Annotated in this window: 19 protein-coding genes, 1 tRNA gene, 2 rRNA genes, 1 pseudogene and 1 riboswitch (1 of these 24 only partly in view); of the genes and pseudogenes, 19 read left to right on the top strand and 4 right to left on the bottom strand. The window is 63.4% G+C overall.

The window, feature by feature from the left end; all coding sequences use genetic code 11:
- From I6L32_RS03715 to cbl, 9 genes are all read left to right on the top strand, one after another.
- Positions 1-1,535, top strand: a 23S ribosomal RNA gene (locus I6L32_RS03715) (it extends 1,354 nt beyond the left edge of the window).
- A 122-nt stretch (positions 1,536-1,657) separates the two neighbouring features.
- Positions 1,658-1,772, top strand: a 5S ribosomal RNA gene (rrf, locus tag I6L32_RS03710).
- A gap of 98 nt (positions 1,773-1,870) precedes the next feature.
- Positions 1,871-1,947: transfer RNA gene (locus I6L32_RS03705), tRNA-Asp, on the top strand.
- A gap of 405 nt (positions 1,948-2,352) precedes the next feature.
- Complete coding sequence (locus I6L32_RS03700) at positions 2,353-3,354, top strand: sulfate ABC transporter substrate-binding protein (protein ID WP_216944719.1); 1,002 nt, start codon at positions 2,353-2,355, stop codon at positions 3,352-3,354.
- Between the two features lie 39 nt (positions 3,355-3,393).
- Positions 3,394-3,969 carry an alpha/beta hydrolase gene (locus I6L32_RS03695; RefSeq protein WP_039039453.1) on the top strand — a complete coding sequence of 192 codons (576 nt, stop codon included), beginning with the start codon at positions 3,394-3,396 and terminating at the stop codon, positions 3,967-3,969.
- A gap of 278 nt (positions 3,970-4,247) precedes the next feature.
- Entirely contained in the window at positions 4,248-5,087 is an 840-nt protein-coding gene (gene cysT, locus I6L32_RS03690; protein ID WP_039039454.1) for a sulfate ABC transporter permease subunit CysT, read from the top strand.
- Positions 5,084-5,977 carry a sulfate ABC transporter permease subunit CysW gene (gene cysW, locus I6L32_RS03685; protein ID WP_010672826.1) on the top strand — a complete coding sequence of 298 codons (894 nt, stop codon included), beginning with the start codon at positions 5,084-5,086 and terminating at the stop codon, positions 5,975-5,977. The genes cysT and cysW overlap by 4 nt, the downstream gene beginning before the upstream one ends.
- A 31-nt stretch (positions 5,978-6,008) precedes the next feature.
- Positions 6,009-7,076 carry a sulfate/molybdate ABC transporter ATP-binding protein gene (locus I6L32_RS03680; protein WP_216944718.1) on the top strand — a complete coding sequence of 356 codons (1,068 nt, stop codon included), beginning with the start codon at positions 6,009-6,011 and terminating at the stop codon, positions 7,074-7,076.
- 116 nt (positions 7,077-7,192) lie between these two features.
- The gene (cbl, locus tag I6L32_RS03675; RefSeq protein ID WP_010672828.1) at positions 7,193-8,140 is read left to right on the top strand and encodes an HTH-type transcriptional regulator Cbl; all 948 of its coding nucleotides are present in this window, start codon (positions 7,193-7,195) and stop codon (positions 8,138-8,140) included.
- 111 nt (positions 8,141-8,251) lie between these two features.
- Here cbl and gbpA read toward each other — a convergent pair whose 3' ends face one another.
- Both gbpA and I6L32_RS03665 read right to left on the bottom strand, forming a co-directional pair.
- Positions 8,252-9,673, bottom strand: a complete 1,422-nt coding sequence (gene gbpA, locus I6L32_RS03670; RefSeq protein WP_216944717.1) for an N-acetylglucosamine-binding protein GbpA — start codon at positions 9,671-9,673, stop codon at positions 8,252-8,254.
- A gap of 60 nt (positions 9,674-9,733) precedes the next feature.
- Positions 9,734-9,819: riboswitch (cyclic di-GMP riboswitch) on the bottom strand.
- 229 nt (positions 9,820-10,048) lie between these two features.
- Positions 10,049-11,728, bottom strand: coding sequence for a methyl-accepting chemotaxis protein (locus I6L32_RS03665; protein WP_103260826.1), 1,680 nt, complete (start codon positions 11,726-11,728; stop codon positions 10,049-10,051).
- A 294-nt stretch (positions 11,729-12,022) separates the two neighbouring features.
- On the opposite strand from I6L32_RS03665, the gene I6L32_RS03660 reads away from it, so the two are divergent.
- The 7 genes from I6L32_RS03660 to I6L32_RS03630 all read left to right on the top strand — a co-directional run bounded on the left by I6L32_RS03660 (position 12,023) and on the right by I6L32_RS03630 (position 18,903).
- Positions 12,023-13,873 (top strand): M3 family metallopeptidase, encoded by a 1,851-nt coding sequence (locus I6L32_RS03660; protein WP_216944716.1) that lies wholly within the window; start codon positions 12,023-12,025, stop codon positions 13,871-13,873.
- Between the two features lie 398 nt (positions 13,874-14,271).
- Entirely contained in the window at positions 14,272-14,748 is a 477-nt protein-coding gene (locus tag I6L32_RS03655) for a murein L,D-transpeptidase family protein (protein ID WP_029313677.1), read from the top strand.
- A gap of 121 nt (positions 14,749-14,869) precedes the next feature.
- Positions 14,870-15,583: an AzlC family ABC transporter permease gene (locus I6L32_RS03650; RefSeq protein WP_216944715.1), complete on the top strand. Its 714-nt coding sequence runs from the start codon at positions 14,870-14,872 to the stop codon at positions 15,581-15,583.
- Between the two features lie 2 nt (positions 15,584-15,585).
- Positions 15,586-15,921, top strand: coding sequence for an AzlD domain-containing protein (locus I6L32_RS03645; RefSeq protein WP_010672834.1), 336 nt, complete (start codon positions 15,586-15,588; stop codon positions 15,919-15,921).
- A gap of 122 nt (positions 15,922-16,043) precedes the next feature.
- Positions 16,044-17,570 (top strand): YjjI family glycine radical enzyme, encoded by a 1,527-nt coding sequence (locus I6L32_RS03640; RefSeq protein ID WP_216944714.1) that lies wholly within the window; start codon positions 16,044-16,046, stop codon positions 17,568-17,570.
- A 10-nt stretch (positions 17,571-17,580) separates the two neighbouring features.
- Positions 17,581-18,462 carry a YjjW family glycine radical enzyme activase gene (locus I6L32_RS03635; protein ID WP_216944713.1) on the top strand — a complete coding sequence of 294 codons (882 nt, stop codon included), beginning with the start codon at positions 17,581-17,583 and terminating at the stop codon, positions 18,460-18,462.
- Between the two features lie 117 nt (positions 18,463-18,579).
- A complete protein-coding gene (locus tag I6L32_RS03630; protein ID WP_010672837.1) occupies positions 18,580-18,903 on the top strand; it encodes a DUF1820 family protein in 324 nt (107 codons plus the stop codon).
- A gap of 16 nt (positions 18,904-18,919) precedes the next feature.
- Here I6L32_RS03630 and I6L32_RS03625 read toward each other — a convergent pair whose 3' ends face one another.
- Together I6L32_RS03625 and I6L32_RS03620 are read right to left on the bottom strand one after the other, a co-directional pair.
- Positions 18,920-19,852, bottom strand: a complete 933-nt coding sequence (locus tag I6L32_RS03625; protein WP_042864424.1) for a LysR family transcriptional regulator — start codon at positions 19,850-19,852, stop codon at positions 18,920-18,922.
- Between the two features lie 58 nt (positions 19,853-19,910).
- Positions 19,911-21,107, bottom strand: a complete 1,197-nt coding sequence (locus I6L32_RS03620; protein ID WP_109112889.1) for an amino acid aminotransferase — start codon at positions 21,105-21,107, stop codon at positions 19,911-19,913.
- A gap of 56 nt (positions 21,108-21,163) precedes the next feature.
- On the opposite strand from I6L32_RS03620, the gene I6L32_RS23490 reads away from it, so the two are divergent.
- From I6L32_RS23490 to bcsC, 3 genes and pseudogenes are all read left to right on the top strand, one after another.
- A complete protein-coding gene (locus I6L32_RS23490; RefSeq protein ID WP_257692820.1) occupies positions 21,164-21,298 on the top strand; it encodes a hypothetical protein in 135 nt (44 codons plus the stop codon).
- A gap of 3 nt (positions 21,299-21,301) precedes the next feature.
- Entirely contained in the window at positions 21,302-22,411 is a 1,110-nt protein-coding gene (gene bcsZ, locus I6L32_RS03615) for a cellulose synthase complex periplasmic endoglucanase BcsZ (RefSeq protein WP_233466821.1), read from the top strand.
- Positions 22,396-25,835: pseudogene (gene bcsC, locus I6L32_RS03610) on the top strand (cellulose synthase complex outer membrane protein BcsC). Before bcsZ ends, bcsC begins: the two are co-directional and overlap by 16 nt.
- The last annotated feature ends 14 nt before the right edge of the window (positions 25,836-25,849 follow it).

Here is a 25,849-nt window from a genome sequence, read left to right as displayed (position 1 = left end):
GCGTAATCGATGGGAAGCAGGTTAATATTCCTGCACGACTTGTAATTGCGATGGGGGGACGGAGAAGGCTAGGTGGGCCAGGCGACGGTTGTCCTGGTGAAAGTGCGTAGGTGGTGTTTTTAGGCAAATCCGGAGACACAACACTGAGACACGAGACGAACGCACCACGGTGCGGAAGCCATTGATGCCCTGCTTCCAGGAAAAGCCTCTAAGCTTCAGATTACAAGTCATCGTACCCCAAACCGACACAGGTGGTCGGGTAGAGAATACCAAGGCGCTTGAGAGAACTCGGGTGAAGGAACTAGGCAAAATAGAACCGTAACTTCGGGAGAAGGTTCGCTCTTGATGGTGAAGTCCCTTGCGGATGGAGCTGTCGGGAGTCGCAGTGACCAGATGGCTGGGACTGTTTATCAAAAACACAGCACTCTGCAAACACGAAAGTGGACGTATAGGGTGTGACACCTGCCCGGTGCCGGAAGGTTAATTGATGGGGTTAGCGCAAGCGAAGCTCTTGATCGAAGCCCCGGTAAACGGCGGCCGTAACTATAACGGTCCTAAGGTAGCGAAATTCCTTGTCGGGTAAGTTCCGACCTGCACGAATGGTGTAACCATGGCCATGCTGTCTCCACCCGAGACTCAGTGAAATCGAATTCGCCGTGAAGATGCGGTGTACCCGCGGCTAGACGGAAAGACCCCGTGAACCTTTACTACAGCTTGGCACTGAACATTGAACCTACATGTGTAGGATAGGTGGGAGGCTTTGAAGGCGTGACGCCAGTTGCGCTGGAGCCGTCCTTGAAATACCACCCTTGTATGTTTGATGTTCTAACGCAGGGCCCTGAATCGGGCTCGCGGACAGTGCCTGGTGGGTAGTTTGACTGGGGCGGTCTCCTCCCAAAGAGTAACGGAGGAGCACGAAGGTTGGCTAATCCTGGTCGGACATCAGGAGGTTAGTGCAATGGCATAAGCCAGCTTAACTGCGAGACGGACAGGTCGAGCAGGTACGAAAGTAGGTCATAGTGATCCGGTGGTTCTGAATGGAAGGGCCATCGCTCAACGGATAAAAGGTACTCCGGGGATAACAGGCTGATACCGCCCAAGAGTTCATATCGACGGCGGTGTTTGGCACCTCGATGTCGGCTCATCACATCCTGGGGCTGAAGTCGGTCCCAAGGGTATGGCTGTTCGCCATTTAAAGTGGTACGCGAGCTGGGTTCAGAACGTCGTGAGACAGTTCGGTCCCTATCTGCCGTGGGCGTTGGATGATTGAAGGGAGTTGCTCCTAGTACGAGAGGACCGGAGTGAACGAACCTCTGGTGTTCGGGTTGTCACGCCAGTGGCACTGCCCGGTAGCTAAGTTCGGAATCGATAACCGCTGAAAGCATCTAAGCGGGAAGCGAGCCCTGAGATGAGTCATCCCTGACCCCTTGAGGGTCCTAAAGGGCCGTTGGAGACCACAACGTTGATAGGTGGGGTGTGTAAGCGTAGCGATACGTTGAGCTAACCCATACTAATTACCCGTGAGGCTTAACCATACAACACCCAAGAAGTGTTCTAAGGCTTGTAGCAAATAGAACGAACTACTCAAATTCAGTGATAATGACAAGCAGCTAGCAAAGTCGTTATTCACGTCAGCTTTCCGAGATTGAAGAATTTGCCTGGCGGCAATAGCGCAGTGGAACCACCTGACCCCATGCCGAACTCAGAAGTGAAACGCTGTAGCGCCGATGGTAGTGTGGCATTCGCCATGCGAGAGTAGGACACTGCCAGGCACCCAATTAAACGGTGATGTGAAGAATCACATGGCTGGCTGCGAGGATGACACCTCACAAACAAGCAGCAAAAGATTTAGCGAAAGCTAACCGAATGCGGAGCGGTAGTTCAGTCGGTTAGAATACCGGCCTGTCACGCCGGGGGTCGCGGGTTCGAGTCCCGTCCGCTCCGCCACTAAATTGAAAGGCCTTCCCTATCGGGAAGGCCTTTTTGCTTTCTGGCGTCTGGATAAGAGCTCAGGAAACAAGAGGCAACCGACGGGTCTGCCGCCTGTTACTGACAACCCGCCTCTTCCCCCCTGTGGTACTTGCGTGTCTGGCATTGTCCCTTTACCCAGGGCTTACCCTTCGCTCTGGTTTGCCTTCGTTCCCCCATCTTTTCCCAACCCGGCCAATCGACCGGGCTTTGTCGTGTCTGGAGATGAGCATCGCAAGCACGCGAATACGCTCTGGCCGAGAGTGCCAGAGGACCATCGGGAGCTCATATGCGGATAAGAGATAAGCAAAGCGCTTTTTCTTTCTTCATGGAATATGCATAAGCGGGCATGCTGTACTCAACCCAACGATATGGAGTATCACCATGAAACTGCGAATGACCGCTCTCACCGTTCTCTCCCTGCTGGCTCTCAGTCAGGTCCAAGCCGCCGAGGTGCGGCTGCTGAATGTCTCCTATGATCCGACGCGGGAGCTGTTCCAGGAGTACAACAGTGCCTTTGCCAAGGAGTGGAAGGCCAAAACCGGCGACGATGTGGTGGTGAGCCAGTCACACGGTGGCTCAGGCAAACAGGCTCGTGCCGTGGTGGACGGACTGGAGGCTGACGTGGTCTCCCTGGCGCTGGCCTATGACGTCGATGCGGTGGCCAAGGCAGGTCTCACCGCCAGCGACTGGGAAGGGCGTTTGGCCAACAATGCCTCTCCCTATACCTCCACCATCGTCTTCCTGGTGCGCAAGGGGAATCCCAAGCAGATCAAGGATTGGGGCGACCTGGTGCGCAAGGATGTCGCCATCATCACCCCCAACCCCAAGACCTCCGGCGGTGCGCGCTGGAATTATCTAGCTGCCTGGGGCTATGCCCTGAAGAAAAGCGGCACTGAAGAGGGCGCCAAACAGTTTGTCAGCGATCTGTTCAAGAATGTGAAGGTGCTGGACTCCGGGGCACGTGGCGCCACCACCAGCTTCATCGAACGCGGGCTCGGGGATGTGTTGCTGGCCTGGGAAAATGAAGCGTTGCTGGTGCTCAATCAGCCGGGCACCAGCGACAAGTTCGAACTGGTGGTGCCCTCGGTCTCCATCCTGGCCGAGCCGCCGGTAGCCGTGGTGGACAAGGTAGCCAAGAAGCATGGTACCGAGGCCGTCTCCAAGGCTTACCTCGAGTATCTCTACTCCGACGAAGGGCAGCGCATCATCGCCAAATACCACTATCGTCCGAGCAATCCGGCGATCCTGAAGGAGACTGCGGCCCAGTTCCCCAACCTGACGCTCTTCACTGTCAAGGATCTGGAAGGAGATTGGGACAAGGCACAGAAGAAGCACTTCGCCCAGGGCGGATCGTTTGACCAGATTTACCAACCGGGCCGCTAAGAGACACAGGCCCCTGTGACAACAGATAGGAGTACCACGATGAACAAGATCCTTCTGGTTCCCGGTCTGCACAACAGTGGGCCGGATCACTGGCAGAGCCGCTGGCACCAGCAATTTCCCCAGTGGCAGAGAATGATGGGTCTGCCCTGGGACAAGCCGGATCTCACGGTCTGGAGCGCCAAGCTGGCGAGCAAGCTCAGGAGCCGGCGCAGCCGGGTCCACCTGGTCGCCCACTCCTTCGGCGCTCTGACGGCCATCGCTGCCGCCAGACTGCAACCAGACAAGGTCTCTTCCATCTTCATCGTTGCCCCTGCCGATCCTGCCCGTTTCGGTATCCCGGATGAGGTGTTGGCGGGGTCCATCAAGGTCTCTGCCCAGTTGATCGCCAGCCGCAATGACCCCTGGATGAGTTTCGAGCGGGCAGAGTTCTGGAGCCGGCAGTGGCAGGTGCCCTTGTTCGATGCGGGGGAGGTGGGCCATATCAATGCCCAGTCCGGCCATGGGGAGTGGCACCAGGGGCTCGCTTTGCTCGGCACCCTATACCGCCGTGCCGAAATGGTGGTGGAGCCTGCTCCTGCCGAGTGGGGCAAGCAGGCCGCACTCAGTTTTCGATGAGGGACCATCGGATTGTCTCGGCACGATTTCCAGGCGGGCTGGCAACTTGGCCAGCGTGACTGACTTTGCATGTTCCCGGTTTTACCGCTCCGTCTTTTAGGTCTTTTAGGTCTTTTATTTATATAAAAGACCTTTTTTTATGCTTATCGCTCTAAAAGCCTTGTTCCACCATTGTTAGATAAAAAAGTGCTTAGCAAAGGCATTATTGGTGTTTGTTGTCCCTGGCCGCCGTGAGCAAAATCGTCACATCCAAAGTATTTATAACAAACGGATGTGTTATGCGATTAAGTTCTTATTCCGTCCTGCCAGGCCTGGGGCCAACGCTGGGCTTCAGTCTGCTCTATCTGGGCATACTGGTGCTGCTGCCGCTCTCGGCACTGGTGCTGTTTGCTGTGAACAACCTGAGCGCCGCCGAGTTCTGGCAGGTGATCGGCTCCCCCCGGGTGCTCGCCTCCTTTCGCCTGAGCTTTGGCGCCGCCTTCATTGCCGCCCTGCTCAACAGTCTGTTCGGTCTGATACTGGCCTGGGTACTGGTGCGCTATACCTTCCCCGGCCGCAGACTGGTGGATGCGCTGATCGACCTGCCCTTTGCCATGCCGACTGCCGTCTCCGGCATCGCCCTGTGCGCCATCTTTGCCCCCAACGGCTGGATTGGCCAATGGGTCGCTCCGCTGGGCATCGAGCTTGCCTACAACCCCATAGGGGTGGTCATTGCCCTGACCTTTATCGGGCTGCCCTTTGTGGTGCGTACCCTGCAGCCGGTGTTGCGGGAAGCGGAGAGCGAGCAAGAAGAGGCGGCCGCGAGCCTGGGTGCCAACCGCTGGCAGACCTTCATCCGGGTACTGTGGCCGACCCTGGTACCTGCGCTGCTCACCGGTTTTGCCCTGGCGTTTGCTCGCGGCGTGGGGGAGTACGGCTCTGTCATCTTCATTGCCGGCAACCTCCCCATGGTGTCCGAGATTGCCCCCCTGATGATCATGAGTCACCTGGAGGAGTATGACTACGCCGGTGCATCGGCCATTGCGTCCGTCATGCTGCTCATTTCCTTTGTGCTGCTGTTGCTCATCAACAAGTTGCAAGCCTGGAGCTGGGCTCGCATCGGAGGAAGCCGTATATGAACGCCTCTACTGCACATCTCGATCAGGCCCAGGAGTCCGCTCCGGCCACCCCGGCGCGTCATCCCCCGGTGACCCATGAACCGGTCTGGGTCAAATGGCTGCTGGTCACCGTCGGTCTGGGCTGGTTTGCCGCCTTGCTGCTGTTGCCGCTGGCCACCGTCTTCATCCAGGCGCTGAGCCCTGGTCTGGCCTTCTTCTGGCACGCCATCAGCGAGCCGGATGCCCTGAGCGCCCTGGGGCTGACCGCCCTGGTGACGCTCTGCTCGGTGCCCCTGAACCTGCTGTTCGGGCTGGCCGCCGCCTGGGCCATCGCCCGGTTCCGCTTCCCTGGCCGGCAACTGCTTATCACCCTCATCGATCTGCCGTTCTCGGTCTCGCCGGTCATCGCGGGCTTGATGTTCGTGCTGCTGTTCGGCAGTCGCGGCTGGTTCGGCGAGTGGCTCAGCGAGCACGACATCAAGATCATTTTCGCTACCCCGGGGATCATCCTGGCGACCACCTTCATCACTGTGCCCTTCGTGGTACGCGAGCTGCTGCCCCAGATGGAGGCGCGGGGCCCGGAGGAAGAGGAGGCCGCCATCATGCTGGGGGCGAGCGGGTTGCAGATGTTCTGGCGGGTGACCCTGCCCGGCATTCGCTGGAGCCTGATGTATGGCCTGCTGCTCTGTACCGCCCGGGCGGTGGGGGAGTTTGGCGCTGTCTCCGTGGTTTCCGGCCACATTCGCGGCCAGACCAACACGCTGCCGCTGCACATCGAGATCCTTTACAACGAGTACCAGACCGGTGCCGCCTTCGCGGTGGCCAGCCTGCTGGCGCTGTTCGGGATCTTCACCCTGCTGGGTGAGACCCTGCTGGCCAGGCTGCGCGGCCAACCGACCCAGTCCCATTGATCCCGAATTAACGGTTATAGGAGAGGCATTCATGAGCATTCAGGTTCAAGGGCTCAACAAGCATTTCAATCAGTACGCGGCGCTGGCCGACATCAACCTCGATTTTCACGACGGTGAGCTGGTCGCCCTGCTCGGCCCCTCCGGCTGCGGCAAGACCACCTTGCTGCGGATCATCGCCGGGCTGGAGCAGGCGGACAGTGGCAGCGTCATCATCCGCGGCGAGGATGCCTCGGATCTCCATGTGCGCGAGCGCAACGTTGGCTTCGTGTTCCAGCACTACGCCCTGTTTCGCCACATGACGGTATTCGAGAACGTGGCCTTTGGCCTGAGGGTCAAGCCGCGCAGCGAACGCCCGGACGAGGCGGCCATCCGCACCCGGGTCAAGGAGCTGCTGGATCTGGTGCAGCTCAGCCACGTCGCGGCACGCTACCCGACCCAGCTCTCCGGTGGTCAGCGCCAACGGGTCGCCCTGGCCCGGGCCCTGGCGGTGCAGCCCAAGGTGCTGCTGCTGGACGAGCCTTTCGGCGCCCTCGATGCCCAGGTGCGCAAGGAGCTGCGCCGTTGGCTGCGTGAGCTTCACGACGAGCTGCATGTCACCAGTCTGTTCGTGACCCACGATCAGGAAGAGGCCCTGGAGGTGGCGGATCGGGTGGTGCTGATGAACGCCGGCAAGGTAGAGCAGATTGGCACCCCTGCCGAAGTGTATGATCAGCCCGCCAGTGCCTTCGTGCACAGCTTCCTTGGCAGCGTGAACCTGTTTCGTGGCAGGGTGGCCGGGCAGGGGCTCGGCATCGGTGAACAGCAACTGGGTGGCCCCATCCCCTCCTATCTGGCAGAAGGGAGTGCGGCCATTGCCTATGTGCGCCCCCACGAGCTGGAGATCCTGCCCTCGGATGCCCCCGGTGGCATTCGCGCCACCATTACCCGCCTGCTGCCCATGGGGCCGCGCATTCGGGTGGAACTGCGTGGCGATGGGGAGACGGGAGGCGCCCACTACGAGGCTGAACTGAGCAAGGAGGCCGCCCGGGTCTTTGCCCCCGGCCAGGGGGTGCGTCTGGTGGCCAGGCAGGCACAGCTCTATCCCGACTACCAGATCTGAGGGCAAGCCGCGAGGTGCGGCCCTCTGTCAGGCTTGCTGCCGGGCCATGATCCCGGCAATCCATAACAATAGGACGGTGGCACGAGCCACCGCCACTCAGCGCAGGAGGCGATGAGGTGAACTTTCAGCAATTGCGAATCATTCGGGAGGCGGCACGGCGGGATTACAACCTGACCGACGTGGCCAATGCCCTCTTTACTTCCCAGTCCGGGGTCAGCCGCCACATTCGCGAGTTGGAGGAGGAGCTGGGGCTCGCCCTTTTCATTCGCTATGGCAAGCGTCTGCTCGGCATGACCGAGCCGGGCAAGGAGTTGCTGGTGATCGCCGAGCGTATCCTGGGGGATGCCGACAACATCCGCAAACTGGCGAGCACCTTTGCCAATCGCGACTCGGGTCGGCTGCTCATCGCGACCACTCATACCCAGGCCCGTTATGCCCTGCCGAGGGTAGTGAAGGCGTTTCGGGAGCAATTTCCCCTGGTACAGCTGGAGCTGCGTCAGGGGAGCCCGGAGGAGATAGTGCGGCTGGTGCAGACCGGCGAGGTGGACATCGGCATCAGCAGCGAGCAGCTCGACAAGAGCGAAGGGGTGGTGGCCTTTCCCTACTACCGCTGGCACCACAATATCGTCGTGCCGGAGCAGCACCCCCTCACCGCCGAGCGGGAGCTGACCCTGGCCGCTCTGGCCCACTGGCCCATCGTCACCTATCAGGCCGGCCTCACCGGTCGGGCACGGGTGGATGATGCCTTTGCCGAGGCGGGCATAGTGCCGCAGATCCTGCTGACTGCCCAGGACTCAGACGTCATCAAGACCTATGTCGAGCTGGAGATGGGGGTGGGCATACTGGCGGACATGGCGTTCGATTCCCAGCGGGACAAGGGGCTGGTGCAACTGGACGGCAGTCGGTTGTTTGCGCCGCACACCGCCTGGATCGGCCTCAAGCAGGGGCAGTTCCAGCACAACTTTGCCTGGCAGTTCATCCAGCTCTGCAACCCCGAGCTGGCGCTGGCGGAGATCCAGGCCCGCGCCATGAGCAACGAGCCCCTGCTCGATTACCAGATTTGAACCGAGGGGTGGATGAAAAACGGGGAGCCATGCGCTCCCCGTTTGTTTGATGTTGACCTGAGCTGGCACGGGAAACGCCGAGCGGGTTCTCGCCAGGTCGGAGACGTCCCATCACTGCGCTGTCCAGGCCTCCTGCCAGTGGGAGCCTACGCCCGGTTCATACTGGGTGGCCGTGCTCGCCCACTGGCTGCACCAGCCGCTGTAGGGGAAGGGTTTGCACTGATAGACCTTGCTGTTCTTCGGCTGCAGCACCCGGGTTCCGGCGGTGTAGGACTTGAGGCCGTCCGGGAAGGTGAACTGGTAATCGCCCCCGCTTGCCGGATCCTTGAACATGAGGTCCAGGGTCTGCTGCACCGCGTCACCACCGGCCTTGGGTTTGCCCTCGATCACCAGCTGATGGTGGCCTGCACTCAAGCCGGTCAGCGCCATGGAGAAACTCTGGCTGCCGTCCTTGATGTCGGCACTGCTCTGCCCTCTGGCGACACCGCCGTGGTCATAGAGGGTGTTGGTGATGGCGAGATCCCCCTGGGCCGTGACGGTGAAAGTCAGGGTGAGCTTGCCGTTGTCGAGGGGGTAGTCGCTCGCCAGACCGCTCACGCTGATCCCGTTCTCCACCGGGGGCTGCTGTTGCTCAAGCTGGATCTCGACCCGTTGCAGGTTGCTGCCAACCTTGAGGTAGACCGGGTTCTGGCCATAGACGGGGTTAAACTGGCCGTCCGTACCTTGCTGGCCTGCACGGATCTGGCTCTGCTCGGCGTTGATCTTGCTCGCCAGGGCGTGGGCCCAGTTGTTCTTCTGGCCCTGTCCGGCGCTGGCGATGGTCAGCTCGGTCTGGAGATCGGTGCGCTCGCCATTGGCATCGAACACCCGGGTTCTGGCTTTGTCACCCGCCACCAGGTCGATGGAGGGATAGATGGTCCCTCCCTGGCTCCAGGTCAGCGGTGGCTGGGTGCCATCCTTGAACCGGGCGTCGATCAGGTTGTAGAAGCTGTTGGCGGTATCCCCTACCTCCCACACCCCGAGAATGACCTGATAACCGGTACGCGGGGGCAGGGTGCACTGATGGGTCACCTGTTTGGGGGGCTGCACCATGTTGCCGTCGATGACGCAGAAGGGATTGAGATCGAACGCATCCCGGGTGAGGGGCTGGTTCGGGTTCCAGTCCTGCTTGGTGAGGTAGTAGCGCCAGTTGCGGGTTACGTGGTTGGCAGTGAAGGTCCAGCTGATGGCGAAGGGACCGGCCTGCACTTCACGCTTGGTCCAGCGATCGAGGGTCTGGGTGTTGAGCTCGCCGAATTGGGGGTGACCGGCCGAGGCTATCTGGCCGTCGGCGGGGCCGCCATCGGGGAAGCCGGAGGGGGCTTCCAGGCTCTGGGGTTCCCACTGGATGGCGCCACACTGGCTGTTGCCCCCTGTCTTGCACAGGTAGTTGCGCCCTTCGGGCTGGCTGATGTAGCCGTGAGCGAGCACGCCGCCACTGGCCAGCAGCGTCAGTGCAGCCGCGAGATGGGTGAGTCGGATATTTGCTGCCATACATTCCTCTGTTCGGTGATGTGGGCAGTCACGTTGGCAGGGGAGTTCCCCGAAACACTGTGCTGCAACCCCGCTATCCTGGACAGCTTGTCTTTAGACCGGAGGCTTTGCGTCCTGGCCTTTCAACCAGTTTGCCAAATGACTACAGAAAGGATCATGGTGCCGCCTGTGGCGACCACTCATCATGACTATATTTTGTTAAAAAATTAAGTGTAAAAATTGACAGTGCCATCTCATCGGAGCAGCGCATCAGCGGCAGATCGCTCCCTCGGGATCTGCGCGCTGGTTCAGTGCGAGAGGGTGGCCCGGGAGAGGCTCCCGTGGCCATGACAGGAAAGGAGCCCCTGCCAGACTGGCAGGGGTTCACGGGGCCACTCAGTGGCGGGGTTGCATGCCTGCTCGGGAAGAGGACGCCTGGGTCGGTCGCATCATCCTGTCCTGGGCTTGGGCGTTGTCCAGCTTGAACACCGCCAGTCGCTCGTCGAGGCTTCGGGAGAGACCGGCCAGCAGTTCGCTCTCCTGGGCCAACTGGGAGGCCGCCTGGGACATCTCGAGTGCCGAGTCGTTGATGCCGCTGACGTTGCGGTTCATGTCTTCCGCCACCATGCTCTGCTGCTCCGCCGCCGTGGCGATCTGGGTCGCCATGTCGCTCACGTGCTGGATGTGATTGACGATGAGGGAGAGATCCTGCCCCGCCTTCTCGGACTGGTTGACGCTGCTCTCCGCCAGCTTGCGGCTGGCGTCCATGGCGTTGGCGGCGGTGACAGCCCGTTGCTGCAACTGGGTGATGGTACTCTGGATCTCCTCGGTGGAGTGGCGGGTGCGACTGGCCAGCTGGCGCACCTCGTCGGCCACCACGGCGAAGCCACGGCCCTGCTCGCCGGCCCGGGCCGCCTCGATGGCGGCGTTGAGGGCCAGCAGGTTGGTCTGCTCCGAGATGGCGCTGATGACCGCCGTCACCTCGCTTATCTGCATCACCCCCTCCTTGAGCTGGTTGACCTGCGAGGTGGCCTGATCCACCTCGGTGGCCAGCGCCTGGATGCCGTGCACGCTGGCATGGACATCCTGGTTGCCGAGCCCGGCCTCGCTGGTGGCATCCTGGGTGTCGCGGGCCGTATTCTCGGCGTGACCCGCCACGTCGGCGATGGTGGCGCTCATCTCGTTCATGGCGGTGGCGAGCTGGGCGAGCTGATCCCGCTGACTGTTGACCGCCTGGTTGGTCTGTTCGGCGGAGGCGGCGATGCGCAGGGCGGCATCCGCCACGTTGCGGGCCCCCAGGCTCGCTTCCAGCAGGGCGCGGCGGATGGCATCCAGCCCCTGGTTGGTGGAGCTGGCGACGGCGCCGAGCTCATCCCTGCCCAGCACCGGGATGCTGACCACCAGATCGCCAGCTGCGACCCGGGCCATGGCCTTGTTGATCTCGGCCAGGGGATTGACGATGGAGCGGCTGATGGCGAGTCCCAGCAGCCCCATCAACAGGATCACCAGCAAGGTGGCGCCACCCATCCACTCATATTGCGACCACATAGTGGCCTCAATGTCCTGCAACAACACACCGGAGCCCAGGATCCAGCCCCAGGGCTGGTAGCCCGTCACCAGCGACATCTTCTGGGCCGCCTCGCCGGACGGGGAGACCCACTGATACTCCAGCCTGCCCTGGTGGCCGCCCTTGCCGAGATCCACCATGTGCTGCCAGTGGGACTCGGCAGGGTTGTTGCCCATCTGCTGGCCGACCAGCTCGGGTTTGGCGGGATGCACCACCACCCGACGGTCTTCATCCAGTACGAACAGGTAGTTGTCCCCGTCAAAGCGCATGCTGTCGAGCATGGCCTTGGCCTGTGCCTTGGCCTGCTCCGGGGGGAGGGTGGCGGCCAGGGCCTGGATCCGGCTCATGGCCAGATCCAGCACCGCCTGCAGCCTGGCTTCCCGTTCACTCATCAGATTGCGGTGCAGGGCACTGGCCGAGATGAGCAGCAGTGCGATGAAGCCGACCAGGGCCAGTGAGAGCAGCAGCATCAGTTTGCGACTCACGGCAATATCACCGAGCTTGAACATAGTCTTATCCTTACTTTCCCATGCGGGTCTGATTGTGGCCGTTCTAGCGGCCGGACCTGATTATTGTTGTTTTTAACATTCTATTAACTTTCAATGGATTGCGATGAAAAACAGCCAATTGAGCAGTTTGACAACCAGTATAGCCAGCAGACAGAAACCCTCGCTTTTGATAGCGTGATGGCGCGCATCCCGGCGCACAATTTGTCTACTCAATTTGCAAGAAGTGTGAATGGGTTGGCATTTCACCAAAAAGGAGTGGGCGCCCCGTGGTCGCCCCATAACAAGAGGGAAGTTATGAGTTCCATTGCCAGGAATTATCTCAACCAGCTCAATGCCGATTACCTGCAGGTGCACAGACGCAAGGAGGACCTGTTCTGGTCCACCTACATGGGCACCAGCGACGATCAGGCAGGCTTCACCGCGGCCGAACAGGCCTACAAGGCGTTCTGTGCCGATCCTGCCCGCCTGCCGGTGTTGCGGGAGATGCAGGCCCAGGCCGAAGAGGCGGATCTCAGGCGTGGTCTGGGGGGCTGGATCGCCTTCTTCGAGTGCAACGTCATCGAAGATCCCGGTGCCTCCGCCCTGATGGACGAGCTGGTGGCCGCCGAGGCGGATCTCTTCGCCCGTCGCAAGGGGTTGAAGCTTACCTTGCTGGACGAGCAGGGCCGCCAGGTGCCCGGCAGTCTGCCCGCCGCCAGCACGGCGCTGGCCGCCAGCAGCGACGAGGCGGTGCGCCAGAGCGCGCTCGCCATGTTCCACACCCTGGAGCAGTGGGTGGTCGACAACGGCTATCTTGACATCGTCGCGCTGCGCAACCGCTTCGCCCGTGCCATGGGCTATCGCGACTACTTCGATTACAAGGTACACAAGAACGAGCAGATGAGCCCGGAGCAGCTGTTTGCCATTCTTGACGACTTCATCGCCCGCACCGATGCCCGCTTGCACCAGAGTCTGGCGGAGCTGAAAGCGGCCAAGGGGGAAGCAGCCCTGCTGCCCCACAACCTGCGCTACAGCGTGAGTGGTGACGTGACCCGCCAGCTCGACCCTTACGTGCCTTTCTCCCGGGCGCTGAAGGATTGGGTCGAGAGCTTCCGCCGGCTCGGCATCCAGTACCGCGGTGCCACCCTCACCCTGGATCTGCTGACCCGGGAGGGAAAATACGAGAACGGCTTCTGTCACGGCCCGGTGCCGAGCTTCTGGCAGGAAGGGGAGTGGGTGCCCGCGGTGGTCAACTTCACCAGTCTGGCCAATCCGGCCCAGGTGGGCAGCGGCTGGAGCGGGCTCAACACCCTGTTCCACGAGGGAGGCCACGCGGCGCACTTTGCCAACGTCACCGGCAACGCCCCCTGCTTCTCCCAGGAGTTTCCGCCCACCTCCATGGCCTATGCCGAGACCCAGTCCATGTTCTGCGACAGCCTGCTGGACGACGCGGACTGGCTCAAGCGCTACGCCAGAAACGCAGCGGGAGAACCCATCCCCGATGCGCTTATCCAGGCCATGATTGAAGCGCGTCAGCCATTTCGCGCCTTCAACGAGCGCCAGATCGCGCTGGTGGCCTACTTCGAGCGGGATCTCTACGCCATGGCAGAGAGCGAGCGCACCCCGGCCGCCGTGCTGGCACTGGCCCGCAAGTGGGAGCGCAAGATCCTGGGGGTGGAGAGCCCACGCCCGCTGCTGGCCATCCCGCACCTTCTGAACCAGGAGTCGGCCTGCGCCTATCACGGCTATCTGCTGGCACTGATGGCGGTGGAGCAGACCCGCGCCTATTTCCTGAGGCGCGACGGCTACCTCACCGACAACCCGCGCATCGGACCGGATCTGGCCGCCCACTACTGGGGACCGGGCAACGGCATGACCCATGACGAGACGCTGCAGAGCCTCACCGGCGAGGGGTTCAGTGCGGTGCCGCTGGCCGAGGCGTGCAACCGGAGCGCCGCCGAGGCGTGGCAACAGGCACAGACGTGCATGGCGGCGGCGCGGCAGCGCCCACCGGCAGGGGAGGGGACGCCCCTCGACGCCCATATCCGGGTGGTACACGGGGCCGAGCTCATCGCCGACAACAGCGAGTCCGAGGCGCGCATGCTGGCAGACTTCGAGGCCTGGATCCGGCGCCTTGAGACCGCCGAACCAGTGACCCTGGCCTGAGCCCTGTGTCGCACCGTCAAAAGAGCCCCATCAGGGGCTCTTTTTTGTGCGTTGAGATGGCCTGACCCCCATGGCGCCAGCTTTGGGTTGGCTGGTGGACAGGCTCAAGTGTCCTTGACGGCGCTGCCCGCTGGTTTTTCTCCCTGCGCCATCTTCCTGGCCTTGACGACCTGCGCTGAGGCGCTCGGTTGCGGGCAAGAGACGACGCCCAGCCCTTGGCAGAGTGTCTGCATGGCGGGTTGACGGCCATTTCCCCTGCTGGCCACAGATATGTTTCTCCCGATATATTGAGTATTCACGGCGATCCCATATCATGGCGCTCGCTCGCCACCAGAGAGTGGCGACATTCAGATGATTTGCTAACAAGAGAGCCCAGAAGGCTCGCAGAGGGATGGATAGTGAGAGCCGTATTGCTGTGTTTGCTGGGGCTGTGGCCCGCGTTGAGTTTTGCCACTCTGTCCGCCGATATGGTGGTGGTGAAGAAGTCGAGTTACAGCCTGACCCTGATGAAGGATGGCAAGGAAGTGAAGCGCTACTGGATTGCCCTAGGCCCGGCTCCCAAGGGACACAAGCAGCGTGAGGGGGATCAGCGTACCCCGGAAGGTCGCTATACCCTGGACTACAAGAAGAGCAACTCCGGATTCTACAAGGCCATTCACATCAACTACCCGAATCTGGACGACATCAAGCGCGCCAACGAGCTGGGTGTGAACCCGGGTGGCATGATCATGATCCACGGCCAGCGCAACAGCCTGGGGGATCGCAGGGTGCAGCCGTCCAACTGGACCAATGGCTGCATTGCGGTGCTGAACCACGAGATGGACGAAATCTGGAACGCCATCGAGCCAGGCACTCCCATCATCATCGAGCCCTGATCCCGCCTGCCAACGCCCGCTCTCATGCGGGCGTTGCATTTGTTGCAGACCATGGCGTGACACTGCCTCCTGCGCCGTGCTAGTTTTCCCGGTTCGCATTGGCTGTGACAAGGATGATCCCATGATGTCGGAAACCCGCCACCCTGCGCCCGAGCGCACGGGGGCACTCTGGTGGCGCGCCACTCTGGATATGCTCCCGCTCTCCATTTCCGTCATCCCCTGGGGGATACTGTGCGGCGCCCTGGCGCTTCAGGCGGGTATGAGCCCGCTCCAGGCACAGCTGATGTCGCTGCTGGTCTATGCGGGTGCGGCCCAGCTCTCGGCCACCACCCTGTTTGGGGCGGGGACGCCGCTGCTGCCCATCATGGGCTCCACCATGGTGATCACCTCCCAGCATCTGCTCTATGGCTTCACCTTCCGGCGCGACGTGCTGCCGCTCTCCCTGCGCTGGCGGGCCAGCCTCGCCTTCTTCCTGACCGACGAGATGTTTGCGGTGGCGCTGAAAGAGAGGGAGCGCAGCGGCGCCTTCAATCCCGCCTATGCGCTCATCGCAGGCTTTGTCTTCTATCTGTTCTGGAACCTGGCGACCCTGCTCGGCATCGCTGCCGGCCAGTATATTGACGGGTTGGACAAGATGGGGCTCGACTTTGCCATCGCCGCCACCTTTATCGCCATGACGCTCCCCGCCATGAAGAACCTGCCCATGGTGGCGGCCACCCTGGTGAGCGGCGGGACGGCGCTCGTCACCAAGCCGCTGCTGGCGGAGATCCACATCATCGTCTCGGCCCTGGCCGGCATGGTGGTGGGCTATGTATTGCACCGGATGAGGAGGTGATCATGGGCTGGCTGATGATAGGGCTGCTGGCCCTGATCACTTTCTTCAACCGTTTTGCCTTCTTCTCGCGGTTGACCCGCTATCAGCCGGGGGCCGAGATGGGGGCTTTCCTCAGCTTCTCGGCCCAGTCGGTGCTGACCGCCATCTGGCTGCCCATCGTCTTCAGCTATGAGCCCGGCCACGGGCTGGACTGGGATCCGGACTACCTGGCAGCCACCCTGCTGGTGACGGTGCTGACCCTGCTGCGCCTGCCTACCCTGGTGGTGGTGGTCGTCGGCATGGGGGGCTTCTTCCTGCTGCGCTGGCTGGGGGGAGTGGCTCTGTTCTGGCCCTGGTGAAGGGCGTGCCGTGATCCGGCATGGCGGATGTCTTGATGGGATATCCGCCCTGTTGGGAATGTCACTTCAAAAAAGGCCTCTCAAGTGTGAGGATTTTGGTTCCACCCGCCGAGGAGCGAGCCATGTCCTTCACCGAAACCTGCCAGCGCATCGTGCGCGACCCCCTGCTGTCACCGGCCCAGAAGAGTCACGCCCTGGCGCTCGCCGCCGAAAACGCGTTGCCTTACCCCGAGTTGCCTGCCGCCGTGCAGGATGCCATGGCACAAGGGATGCTGTGCGACATGTTCGAGGGGCACGCCCCCTACAAGCCGCGCTATGTGCTGCCGGACTACGAGAAGTTCCTGACCCAGGGCTCAGCCTGGCTGGAGCTGGCACCGCCGCGGGACTTCGACGAGGCCCTCGATGCCCTGCGCATCCTCTATCACCACGTGCCCTCCGTCACCGGGATGCCGGTCTGGCTGGGACGGCTCGATCAGCTGCTGCTCCCCTTTGTCGACGAGCTGGATGACGAGACTCTCTACCGCAAGCTGAAAGGGTTCTGGATCTATCTGGACCGGGTGCTGCCGGACGCCTTCATGCACGTCAACATCGGCCCCGATGACAACCGGATCTGCCGCCTGATCCTGCGCATCGACAACGAGCTCAAGCAGGTGGCCCCCAACCTTACCTTCTTCCACGATCCGGAGCAGACTCCCGACGATCTGCTGCTGCTGGCGGTGAAGAATATCGCCGAGTGCAGCAAGCCGCATATCGCCAACTACCCGATCCATCGCGATACCTTCGACCAGCGTGGGTTTGGCATCGTCAGCTGCTACAACGCCCTGCCCCTGGGGGGCGGTGCCAATACCCTGGTGCGCCTCTCCCTCAAGGGCGTGGCCGGGCAGAGCGCAGGGGTTGAGGATTTCATGGCGCGCACGCTGCCTCACTATTGCGAGCAGGCCTCGCGACTCATCGAGGCGCGCGCCGCCTTCCTGCACCGGGAGTCGGGTTTCTTCGACAGCTTCCTGGTGGAGGAGGGGCTGATCGAGGAGGCGCGCTTCGTCCCCATGTTCGGCATCTACGGCATGGCGGAAGCGGTCAACATATTGATGGATAAAGAGAATCTGCCGGGCCGCTACGGTCACGACGAAGAGGCAAATCAGCTTGGCTATCGCATCTCGGCCCAGCTTTCGGAATATGTCACTACGACGCCGCAGGCCCATGCCTGGGGTGGGCACGCTCTGCTGCACTCACAGGGCGGCCTCAGCATCGATGTGGCGGTGACCCCGGGAGTGCGGATTCCCTACGGGCAGGAGCCGGATCCCGCCAGTCACCTGCTGGCCCTGGCGCCCCACCACGGCTTTTATCACTCCGGGATCAGCGAGATCCTGACCCTGGATCCCACCATACGTCAGAATCCGCAGGCACTGCTGCAGCTCTGCAAGGGGGCCTTCGCCCTCGGCATGCGCGAGTTCACCGCCAACGTGGCGGACAGCGATCTGGTGCGGGTGACCGGCTACATGATCCGCAAGAGCGACGTGGCACGCTTCGCAGAGGAGGGGTCGCGGCTGCAGACCACCTGTCTTGGTGCCGAGGCGAGTGAAGTGACCGCCATTCGCCAGCGGACGCCGCGAGTGGTCGCCAATGAGTCGACAATCAGTCAGTACTGAGCCAAGTCCGATGGATGAAGCTCTGCTGACGCGCAGCGCCCTGGTGAGCAGGGTGCTGCCCTTCTCCTGCGTAGACGGGCCGGGCAACCGGCTGGTGCTGTTTTTGCAGGGCTGCAACTTCCGCTGCCCCGGCTGCCACAATCCCCACACTATCAGGTTGTGCGACGATTGCGGCGACTGCCTTGCGGTCTGCCCGAGTGGCGCCCTCGCCATGAGCGAGGGCAAGGTTCATTGGCAGGAGGCGCTCTGCACCGATTGCGACGCCTGTCTGGAGGCCTGCCCGCGCAGTGCCAGCCCCAAGACGCGCCAGATGTCGGTGGCCGAGGTGCTGGCCCTGCTGCGCCGTTATGGCCCGCTGCTCACCGGCATCACCGTCTCCGGCGGGGAGGCGACCACCCAGTTGCCCTTCGTGATCGCCCTGTTCACGGCCATCAAGGCTGCGCCGGATCTGGCCCGTCTCACCTGCCTGCTCGACAGCAACGGATCCCTGGGGAAAACGGGTTGGCAGCGGCTGCTGCCGGTGCTGGACGGCGCCATGATAGACCTCAAGGGGTGGCGCGAGCCTGTGCATCTGGCCCTGACCGGGCGGGGCCGCGAGCGGGTGCTGGTATCGCTGCAACTGCTGGCGCAGGCGGGCAAGCTGGCGGAGGTGCGGCTGCTGATGGTGCCGGGGCGGAGCGATTTTCTCGATGCCACTGGCGCGCTGGAGGAGGCGTTGACGACCTTTTTGCTGTCGCTGGGGCCCGTGCCCATCCGCCTCAACGGCTTTCGCCACCACGGGGTGCGAGGGGAGGCGCTGTCATGGCCAGAAGCCGGGTCGGCTGATCTGACAGTGCTTGCCAACGCATTGAAGGCCAAGGGGTTTGGGTCGGTGATGCTGCCTGCGATCTGAGCTCTGCGGCACGTCGGGATGCTGAGACCCGATATGACGCAACTGTGAACTCTGTCTATAGGGGCTGTCCGAGGGGACGGCTAGAATGGGCAAACCGTCCATCACCAACAGATACCCATGAGTGAATCCAACGCCCTTTATCGAGTGCAGTTCATTTGTCACAGCGAGCGTTACGAAGTCTATGTAAGAGAGGTGAATCAGGGCCAGCTGTTCGGCTTCATCGAGATCGCCCACTTCGTGTGGGACAACCACACGGCGCTCATCGTCGACCCCAGCCACGAGAAGCTGAAGAGCGAATTTGCCGACGTCACCCGCACCCTTATTCCCATGCACCACGTGCTGCGGGTCGATCAGGTGCGCAAGCAGGGGGCCGCCCGCATCACCGAGCTGGGTAACAACGTCACCTCTTTCCCAGGCCCCATCTATACCAAGAAGCCCTGATTCCTGCGGCCAGGCATCATTTTGGGGCGTCCAGCTCCCGGGCCAGTTGCAGGATGCGCTGACGGAACCAGCGCAGGGCGGGATCTTCCCCCAGGGGGCCATACCACACCAGGCTGTGGGTCACGGCGCCGTAATCGAAGGGGACAGGGCGGCTCACCAGCCCCTGGGTACAAGCCCGGGTAGCCCAGCCCTTCACGGCCGTGAGAATGAGATCGCTCTGGCGCAGCAGGGCGGCGGCGCTGCCAAAATCCGGCAGGGTGGCCCCCAGTCTGCGCCGTACCTGGCGCTGGGCCAGACTCTGCTCGAAGAAGGGATCGGCCAGCTCCTGATCGCGAATGGCGATGTGGCGCCAGCTCAGGTAGGCATCGAGATCCCAGGGGCGCGTCAACGCCGGATGATCCGCGCGCATCAGGCAGACCAGCTCATCCTCCCGCATGTTTTCCCAGACGAGGCCGGGCTGATTGACCCCGGGCTGGCTCTGATCGTGGGGCAGGATCACGAAGTCGAGTTTGCCCGCCGCCAGAGCAGCCAGTCCCTGCTCGTCCTTGTTACGCACGACGGGCATCAGCCCCGGCACCTCCTGCATCAACTGACCCAGTACGGCTCCCATGGGCCAGATCATGCTGCTCTCCCGCATCGCCAGGTTCAGCTCCCCCTGCCAGTTGGCAGGGGCAAATCCTTCCTGGCTGGTGAGGCCGTTGAGCTCCCCCAGCAGGCGGCGCAGAGTCGGTCCGAGGCGCTCGGCAAACGGGGTCAGCAGCAACTGGTTGCCCTGGCGGTAGAGCAGTTGATCCCCCAGCAGTTCGCGCAACTGGTTGAGGGTCTTGCTGACGGTGGAGGGGGTGGTGCAGAGGCGCTCGGCGCTGCGGGTGACACTGCGGGTGTCGAGCAGCAGATGCAGGGTCACCAGGTGGCGACCGCCGAGGCGGGAGAGGGCAATGAGATCCATCACGGTTCCACGGGCAAGGGGACAAACGAAAAGCCCCGCCTGAGCGGGGCTTGCGGGCTTAGCCCTTGAGCACAGCGGCCATGGCGTCGGCCACGTAGTCGACGTTGCGGCTGTTGAGGCCCGCCACGCACATGCGGCCGGAGCGCACCAGATAGACGGCGAACTCTTCGCGCAGTCTGTCCACCTGCTCCGGCGTGAAGCCGGTGTAGCTGAACATGCCGCGCTGGTTGATGAAGTAGCCAAAATCGCGGCCCGGCACTTTGGCACTCAGCACCTCGAACAGCTTCTGGCGCATGGCCTTGATGCGGGTGCGCATCTCGGTCACCTCACCGACCCACATGGCGTGCAGTTCGGGCTGGCTCATCACCGCCGCGGTGATCTGGCCACCGTGAGTGGGGGGGCTTGAGTAGTTGCGGCGCACGGTGGCCTTCATCTGCCCCAGCACCCGGCTCGCCTCTTCGGCATCCTGGCAGATGACCGACAGGCCGCCGCAGCGCTCGCCGTAGAAGGAGAGGTTCTTGGAGAAGGAGTTGCTGACGAAGAAGCTGACACCGGCGGCCACCATGGCACGAATGGCATAGGCATCCTCTTCCAGCCCGTCACCGAAGCCCTGATAGGCGATGTCCATGAAGGGGATCAGGTTCTTCTCGACCACCAGGGCGATCACCTGGTCCCACTGGGCACGGGAGAGATCCACCCCGGTCGGGTTGTGGCAGCAGGGGTGCAGCAGCACGATGCTTTTCGCAGGCAGGCTGCTCAGGCAGTCGATCATGGCGTCGAACTGCACGCCGCCGGTGGCCGCATCGTAATAGGGGTAGTCGTGCACCTTGATGCCGGCCCCCTCGAACATCGCCTTGTGGTTGTCCCAGGTGGGATTGCTGACCCACACCTCGGAGGTCGGGAAGTAGCGCTTGAGCAGATCGGCACCGATCTTCAGGGCGCCGGAGCCACCGATGGTCTGGATGGTGGCGATGCGACCCGCCTTGACCGCTTCGTGCTCGGCGCCAAACAGCAGGTGCTGCACCGCGGTGCGGTAGTTGGCGGCGCCTTCCATCGGCTGGTAGGGGCGCGGGGCCGGGGCGGCGGCGCGCTGCGCTTCGGCCTGCTGCACCGACGGCAGTAGCGGAATGCGGCCCTGCTCGTCGTAATAGAGGCCAATCCCCAGGTTCACCTTCTGCTCGCGGGTATCTTTGTGGAAGGTCTCGACTAGCGTCAGTATGGGGTCGCCAGCATAGGCATCGACGTGTTCAAACATGGGGGGTCCTTGAAGTTGACTGTCCAATTCGGCCGGCCATCAGCCGGGCCGATATGATGGCGCAATCCAGAGGTGGCCTCAAGTTGTTCGAGATGGCGACAGGGCTGACCCTGCTCTGCATGCTGGTACTGGGCTGGGGCCTGCGGGTGCTGCTTGCCAGTGCCAGCCGCCGCCGTCTGAAGGAAGATTAAGAGATGACTCAGATGAAAAATGTCTGTGGTGCCCTGCTCCTCTGGGCCCTTTGTTCCCTCCCGGCGCAGGCCGTCTGCCACTGGCCGGAGTGGGATCACTTTCGCCAGCACTACATCAGCGAAGAGGGCAGGGTCATCGACCCTGCCGACGGGCGCCGCATCACCACCTCGGAAGGCCAGAGCTATGCCCTCTTCTTCGCCCTGGTCAACGATGACAGGGAGACCTTTGCCCGCCTGCTCGACTGGACGGAGCGGCAGCTCGCCCGCGGGGATCTGACCGGCTTCCTGCCATCCTGGCTCTGGGGCAGGCAGCAGGACGGCAACTGGGGTGTGCTGGATGCAAACAGCGCGTCCGATTCGGATCTCTGGATAGCCTACAGCCTGCTGGAGGCGGGTCGCCTGTGGGACAACCACAGCTACTCGGCCCTCGGCACCCTGTTGCTGCGCCGCATCGCCCGGGAAGAGGTCGCCACGCTGCCGGGTCTCGGCCCCGTGTTGCTGCCCGGGGCGAAGGGCTATGAGGGGGAGGGACGCTGGACCCTCAACCCCAGTTATCTGCCCCCACAACTGCTGGCCAGATTCGCCTCCTTCAAGGGACCTTGGGGCGAGATGCGGGCCCTCTTGCCCAAGCTGCTGCAGGAGAGTGCGCCCCGTGGCTTTGCCCCGGACTGGGTGGACTGGCAGGCCGACAAGGGGTGGCAGGTGACGGCGGACAAGGGCGACACCGGTGGCTATGACGCCATCCGCGTCTATCTCTGGCTCGGCATGTTGAGCGAGGAGGATCCCGCCAGGGCTTCCCTGGTGGCCCATTTTGCCCCCATGCTGGCGCAGCTGACCGAATCGGGTCATCTTCCCGAGCGGGTCTCCAGCCTGAGCGGCCAGGTTCAGGGCAAGGGGCCGAGCGGCTTTGCCGCCGCCCTCCTGCCCCTGTCACGGGGCTTGCCGGCGCAGGTCACCTTGCGCAAGCAGGTCTCCGATCACGGGCTGGATGCGGATGCCTACTACGGCAGCGTGCTGACCCTGTTCGGCGCAGGCTGGGATCAGGGGCGTTATCGCTTTGCCGCCGACGGTACCCTGCAGCCGGATTGGAGCGAGTCATGTCAGGCAGAGTGACCCTGGGGTGCCTGCTCGCCTGCCTGATGAGCGGAGCCCTGGCGCAAGGGACGGTACAGCCGGTGGCCTGGCTGCTGGAGCAGGTCAGGATTGGCGAGGCCCGTGGGCGGGAAGATCTCGTCAGCAACAGCCTCTATTCCCTCTCCCTGGTGGAGCCCGATCATCCGGAGCTGCTGGCAGCCCAGGCCCGTCAGGCCCTGCGCCAGGGCAAGGTCAAGGAGGCCGGGGCACTGCTGGCCCGCCTTGGCAAGCAAGACCCCGACTCTGCGCTCTATCGTCAGGGCATGGCCAACCTGGCCCTGAACGAACCGGCCAGGCGCCAGCAACTGCAACAAGCCAGGCTGCTGACCAGCGCCGGCAGGCTGGAGGAGGCCGAGCGTCTCTATCGCTCCCTGTTCTCCGGTGATTTGCCCCCCAATCTCGACGTGGCGGTGGATTATGCCCTGTTGCAGACACGGATCCCGGCCATGAAGGCGAAGGGGCTGGCGGCCCTGGAGGCACTCAACCGGCAATATCCGGGTGAGCCCAGAGTGCGGGGCGGGCTGGCTCGCCTCTATCTGGCGGACGGTCGGCGCCAGGGGGCGCAGAACCTGTTGCGCGAGATGGCGCGAGACCCCTATCAGCGGGACGAGGCCGCCGAGATCTGGCTCGCGGACATCGAATCCCTGCCCATCGGGCCCGGGAGCATCGCTGCCTTGCAGGAGTACATGGTGCTCTTTGGCGAAGGGGATACCACCAAGGCGGAACAGCTGCTCGCGGCCCAGGAGGAGAAGTGGGCCTCGCCTGCCTATCGCGCACGCCAGTCGGCGCTCGCAAGCACGGCGGGAGGTGGTGCCTCCATCTCCCGCTTGCAGCGTGCCCTGGCTGCCAACCCGGGGGATCCTGAACTCATGGGGGCCCTCGGGCAGGCCTACTCCCGCAACGATCAGCGAGCGCTGGCCATCGCCCAGTTTGAACGGGTGCTGGCACACCCCGAGGTGACCGACAAGGACAAATGGCGCAGCCTGCTGGCCACCAACCGCTACTGGCTGCTGGTGAGCCAGGGGCGCAGCGCCCTGGAACGGGAGCAGTGGGATGAGGCGGCGACCCTGTATCGCCGTGCCATCGCCCAGGATGGGCGTGAGCCCGAAGCCTGGCTGGGGCTTGGAGACAGCGAGCGTGGCCGCCATCGCGATGCCGACGCGGAGTCTGCCTACCGCAAGGCGCTCGCCATGGGGAGCGCGCGGGAGCGGGCCCTGGCCCGCCTGTTCGATCTCTACAAGGAGCAGGATCCGGCACGTGCCCTGGCCCTGCTGGAGCAGCAGGGCACCCCAGGGATGCAAGCCGAAGGGCGGCGGCTCAAGGCCGGGCTGTTGCAGGAGGAGGCCGATCAGCTCGATCGGGCCGGCAAGGTGGCGGCGGCGCTGCGCCTTCGCGAGCAGGCACTTGCGCTGACCCCGGAAGAGGTGTGGCTGGCCTATCGAGTGGCCGATACCCGGGCCCGCCTCGGGGAGGCTGGCAGCGGGGAGCGGCTCTTGCGAGAACGGCTGGCGGCGCGGCCCCAGGACGCCACTCTGCGCTACGCTACCGCCCTCTATCTCTCGGGGCAGGACAAGACGGTGGAGGCGAGAGGGGTGCTGGCCGCCATCCCTAGGTCCGTCTGGACACAGGACATGGATGCGCTGGATCAGCGCCTCGCCCGTGACGAGGTGCTCGCCAGGGCGAGGGCGCGTCACGAGGCCGGGGATGATGAGGGGGCCGAACGCCTGCTTCAGCCGTTGCAGCCGGATGAAGAGGCGAGCCTGATGCTGGCGGAGTGGGCCACGGATCGGGGGGCCTATGCACTGGCGGAGCAGCGCTATCAGGAGGTGCTTGCCCGCACGCCGCAACAGCCCGAGGCCAGGCTTGGCATGGCCGAACTGGCCCAGGCCAGGGGCGATCTGGCAAAGGCCCGTCACTGGCTGCCCGCCTGGCCGGTCAGCCCGCTGCCCCCGGAGGGGGCCAACTACTACCGCCGGGTAGCCAATCTCTATCAGGCGCTGGGAGAGGGCGAGACAGCCCGCGCCATCTTCACCGACTACGAACCCCTGGTGGCGCTGCAACCGGCCTCCCAGCAGGCGGCGCTGTTCTGGCGCGATGCCGCCCGCCAGCGCTTTGCCGAGCATGATGTGGAAGAGGCCCTGGTGCGGGATCGCAAGGGGCTGGTGGCCGCAGGTCTGGCCCCCCGCGAGGATCTGGAGGGGGGCGAGCTGACCCGGCTGGCCCGCAGTCAGGATGGGGAGGGGTGGCTGGCATCCGGCCTGCGCAGCGATCTCGACAGGCATTACCGGCAGAGCCAGACCACCTTCTCCCTCGACAGCGATTACTGGGGCTCCAGCGGTACCGGGGGCTACTCGGATTTGCGGGCGCTGACCCAGATGGCGCAACTGGATACGCCGCTGGCCGGTGGTACCGCCTTCGGCCGCCTTGAACTGGTCGACATGGATGCCGGAGAGCTGCCGGACTCCCCTTACCGGGCGCAGTTCGGTACCTGTGCGGCCAGGGACTGCCGCGGAGACGCGCACCAGCAGAGCCGGGGGACCACCCTGGCGGCAGGCTGGCAGCGGGGGGCCTGGGCGTTCGATCTGGGGACCACGCCCCTCGGTTTCGAGGTGGTGGACTGGGTTGGGGGCGCCACCTTGACCGGTGACTGGCACACGCTGGGGTGGGGGATGACCCTCTCGCGTCGGCCCGTCAGCAGCTCGCTGCTCTCCTATGGGGGAACGGTGGATCCGGGCACGGGCATCAGCTGGGGCGGGGTGCGGGCGAACGGGGTCCGCCTCGATCTCAGCCGGGATCTGGGAGGGGCCGTCGGGTTCTGGGGCAGCGCCCAGCAGCACCTGCTGACCGGCAAGAACGTGCCCGACAACTGGCGCACCCGGCTCATGGGAGGGGGCTATTACAAGTTCGTCAACGAGACCCATCGCCGTGCCAGCGTGGGGCTCAGCACCATGCTGTGGCACTACCAGCAGGATCTGGGGGGCTATACCCTGGGGCAGGGGGGTATTACAGCCCGCAAGGGTACTTCTCGCTCTCGGTGCCGGTCAGCTACCGGCAGCGTACCCCGGACTGGTCGTGGGAGCTGGGGGGATCGGGATCCTGGTCCTACGCCCGTACCGACGACAGTCGCCGCTACCCGCTGGAAGGCCTGTTGCCAAGCGGTTTGCCAGACAGAAATGCGCCTGTGAAAGGGGGCAGTAGCAGTGGATTCGGCTACACCCTGAATGGCGTGGTGGAGCACAGGCTGACGGAGCACTGGCGCATCGGTGGCCGGGTGGACATCCAGCAGGCGGATGACTATGCCCCCAGCCATGTCACCCTGTTCCTGCGCTACACCTTCAAGCCCTGGCAAGGGGATCTCGACATGCCGCCAAGGCCTCTCACTCCCTACGCGGACTTCGACTGACAGGGGCGCCCGTC

Source organism: Aeromonas sp. FDAARGOS 1402, assembly GCF_019046925.1.
Taxonomy (GTDB): Bacteria; Pseudomonadota; Gammaproteobacteria; order Enterobacterales; family Aeromonadaceae; genus Aeromonas; species Aeromonas caviae.
Note: the sequence above shows the minus strand (reverse complement) of the source record. Positions and strands in the feature narration are given on the sequence as shown.

Coding starts and splice junctions, on each gene's coding strand:
- cysT (WP_039039454.1), top strand. CDS start 4,248: ATGCGATTAAGTTCTTATTCCGTCCTGCCAGGCCTGGGGCCAACGCTG.
- I6L32_RS03650 (WP_216944715.1), top strand. CDS start 14,870: ATGATGTCGGAAACCCGCCACCCTGCGCCCGAGCGCACGGGGGCACTC.
- I6L32_RS03635 (WP_216944713.1), top strand. CDS start 17,581: ATGGATGAAGCTCTGCTGACGCGCAGCGCCCTGGTGAGCAGGGTGCTG.
- I6L32_RS03700 (WP_216944719.1), top strand. CDS start 2,353: ATGAAACTGCGAATGACCGCTCTCACCGTTCTCTCCCTGCTGGCTCTC.
- gbpA (WP_216944717.1), bottom strand. CDS start 9,673: ATGGCAGCAAATATCCGACTCACCCATCTCGCGGCTGCACTGACGCTG.
- I6L32_RS23490 (WP_257692820.1), top strand. CDS start 21,164: ATGGCGCAATCCAGAGGTGGCCTCAAGTTGTTCGAGATGGCGACAGGG.
- I6L32_RS03695 (WP_039039453.1), top strand. CDS start 3,394: ATGAACAAGATCCTTCTGGTTCCCGGTCTGCACAACAGTGGGCCGGAT.
- I6L32_RS03660 (WP_216944716.1), top strand. CDS start 12,023: ATGAGTTCCATTGCCAGGAATTATCTCAACCAGCTCAATGCCGATTAC.
- I6L32_RS03625 (WP_042864424.1), bottom strand. CDS start 19,852: ATGGATCTCATTGCCCTCTCCCGCCTCGGCGGTCGCCACCTGGTGACC.
- I6L32_RS03620 (WP_109112889.1), bottom strand. CDS start 21,107: ATGTTTGAACACGTCGATGCCTATGCTGGCGACCCCATACTGACGCTA.
- I6L32_RS03630 (WP_010672837.1), top strand. CDS start 18,580: ATGAGTGAATCCAACGCCCTTTATCGAGTGCAGTTCATTTGTCACAGC.
- bcsZ (WP_233466821.1), top strand. CDS start 21,302: ATGACTCAGATGAAAAATGTCTGTGGTGCCCTGCTCCTCTGGGCCCTT.
- I6L32_RS03640 (WP_216944714.1), top strand. CDS start 16,044: ATGTCCTTCACCGAAACCTGCCAGCGCATCGTGCGCGACCCCCTGCTG.
- cysW (WP_010672826.1), top strand. CDS start 5,084: ATGAACGCCTCTACTGCACATCTCGATCAGGCCCAGGAGTCCGCTCCG.
- I6L32_RS03665 (WP_103260826.1), bottom strand. CDS start 11,728: ATGTTCAAGCTCGGTGATATTGCCGTGAGTCGCAAACTGATGCTGCTG.
- I6L32_RS03645 (WP_010672834.1), top strand. CDS start 15,586: ATGGGCTGGCTGATGATAGGGCTGCTGGCCCTGATCACTTTCTTCAAC.
- I6L32_RS03680 (WP_216944718.1), top strand. CDS start 6,009: ATGAGCATTCAGGTTCAAGGGCTCAACAAGCATTTCAATCAGTACGCG.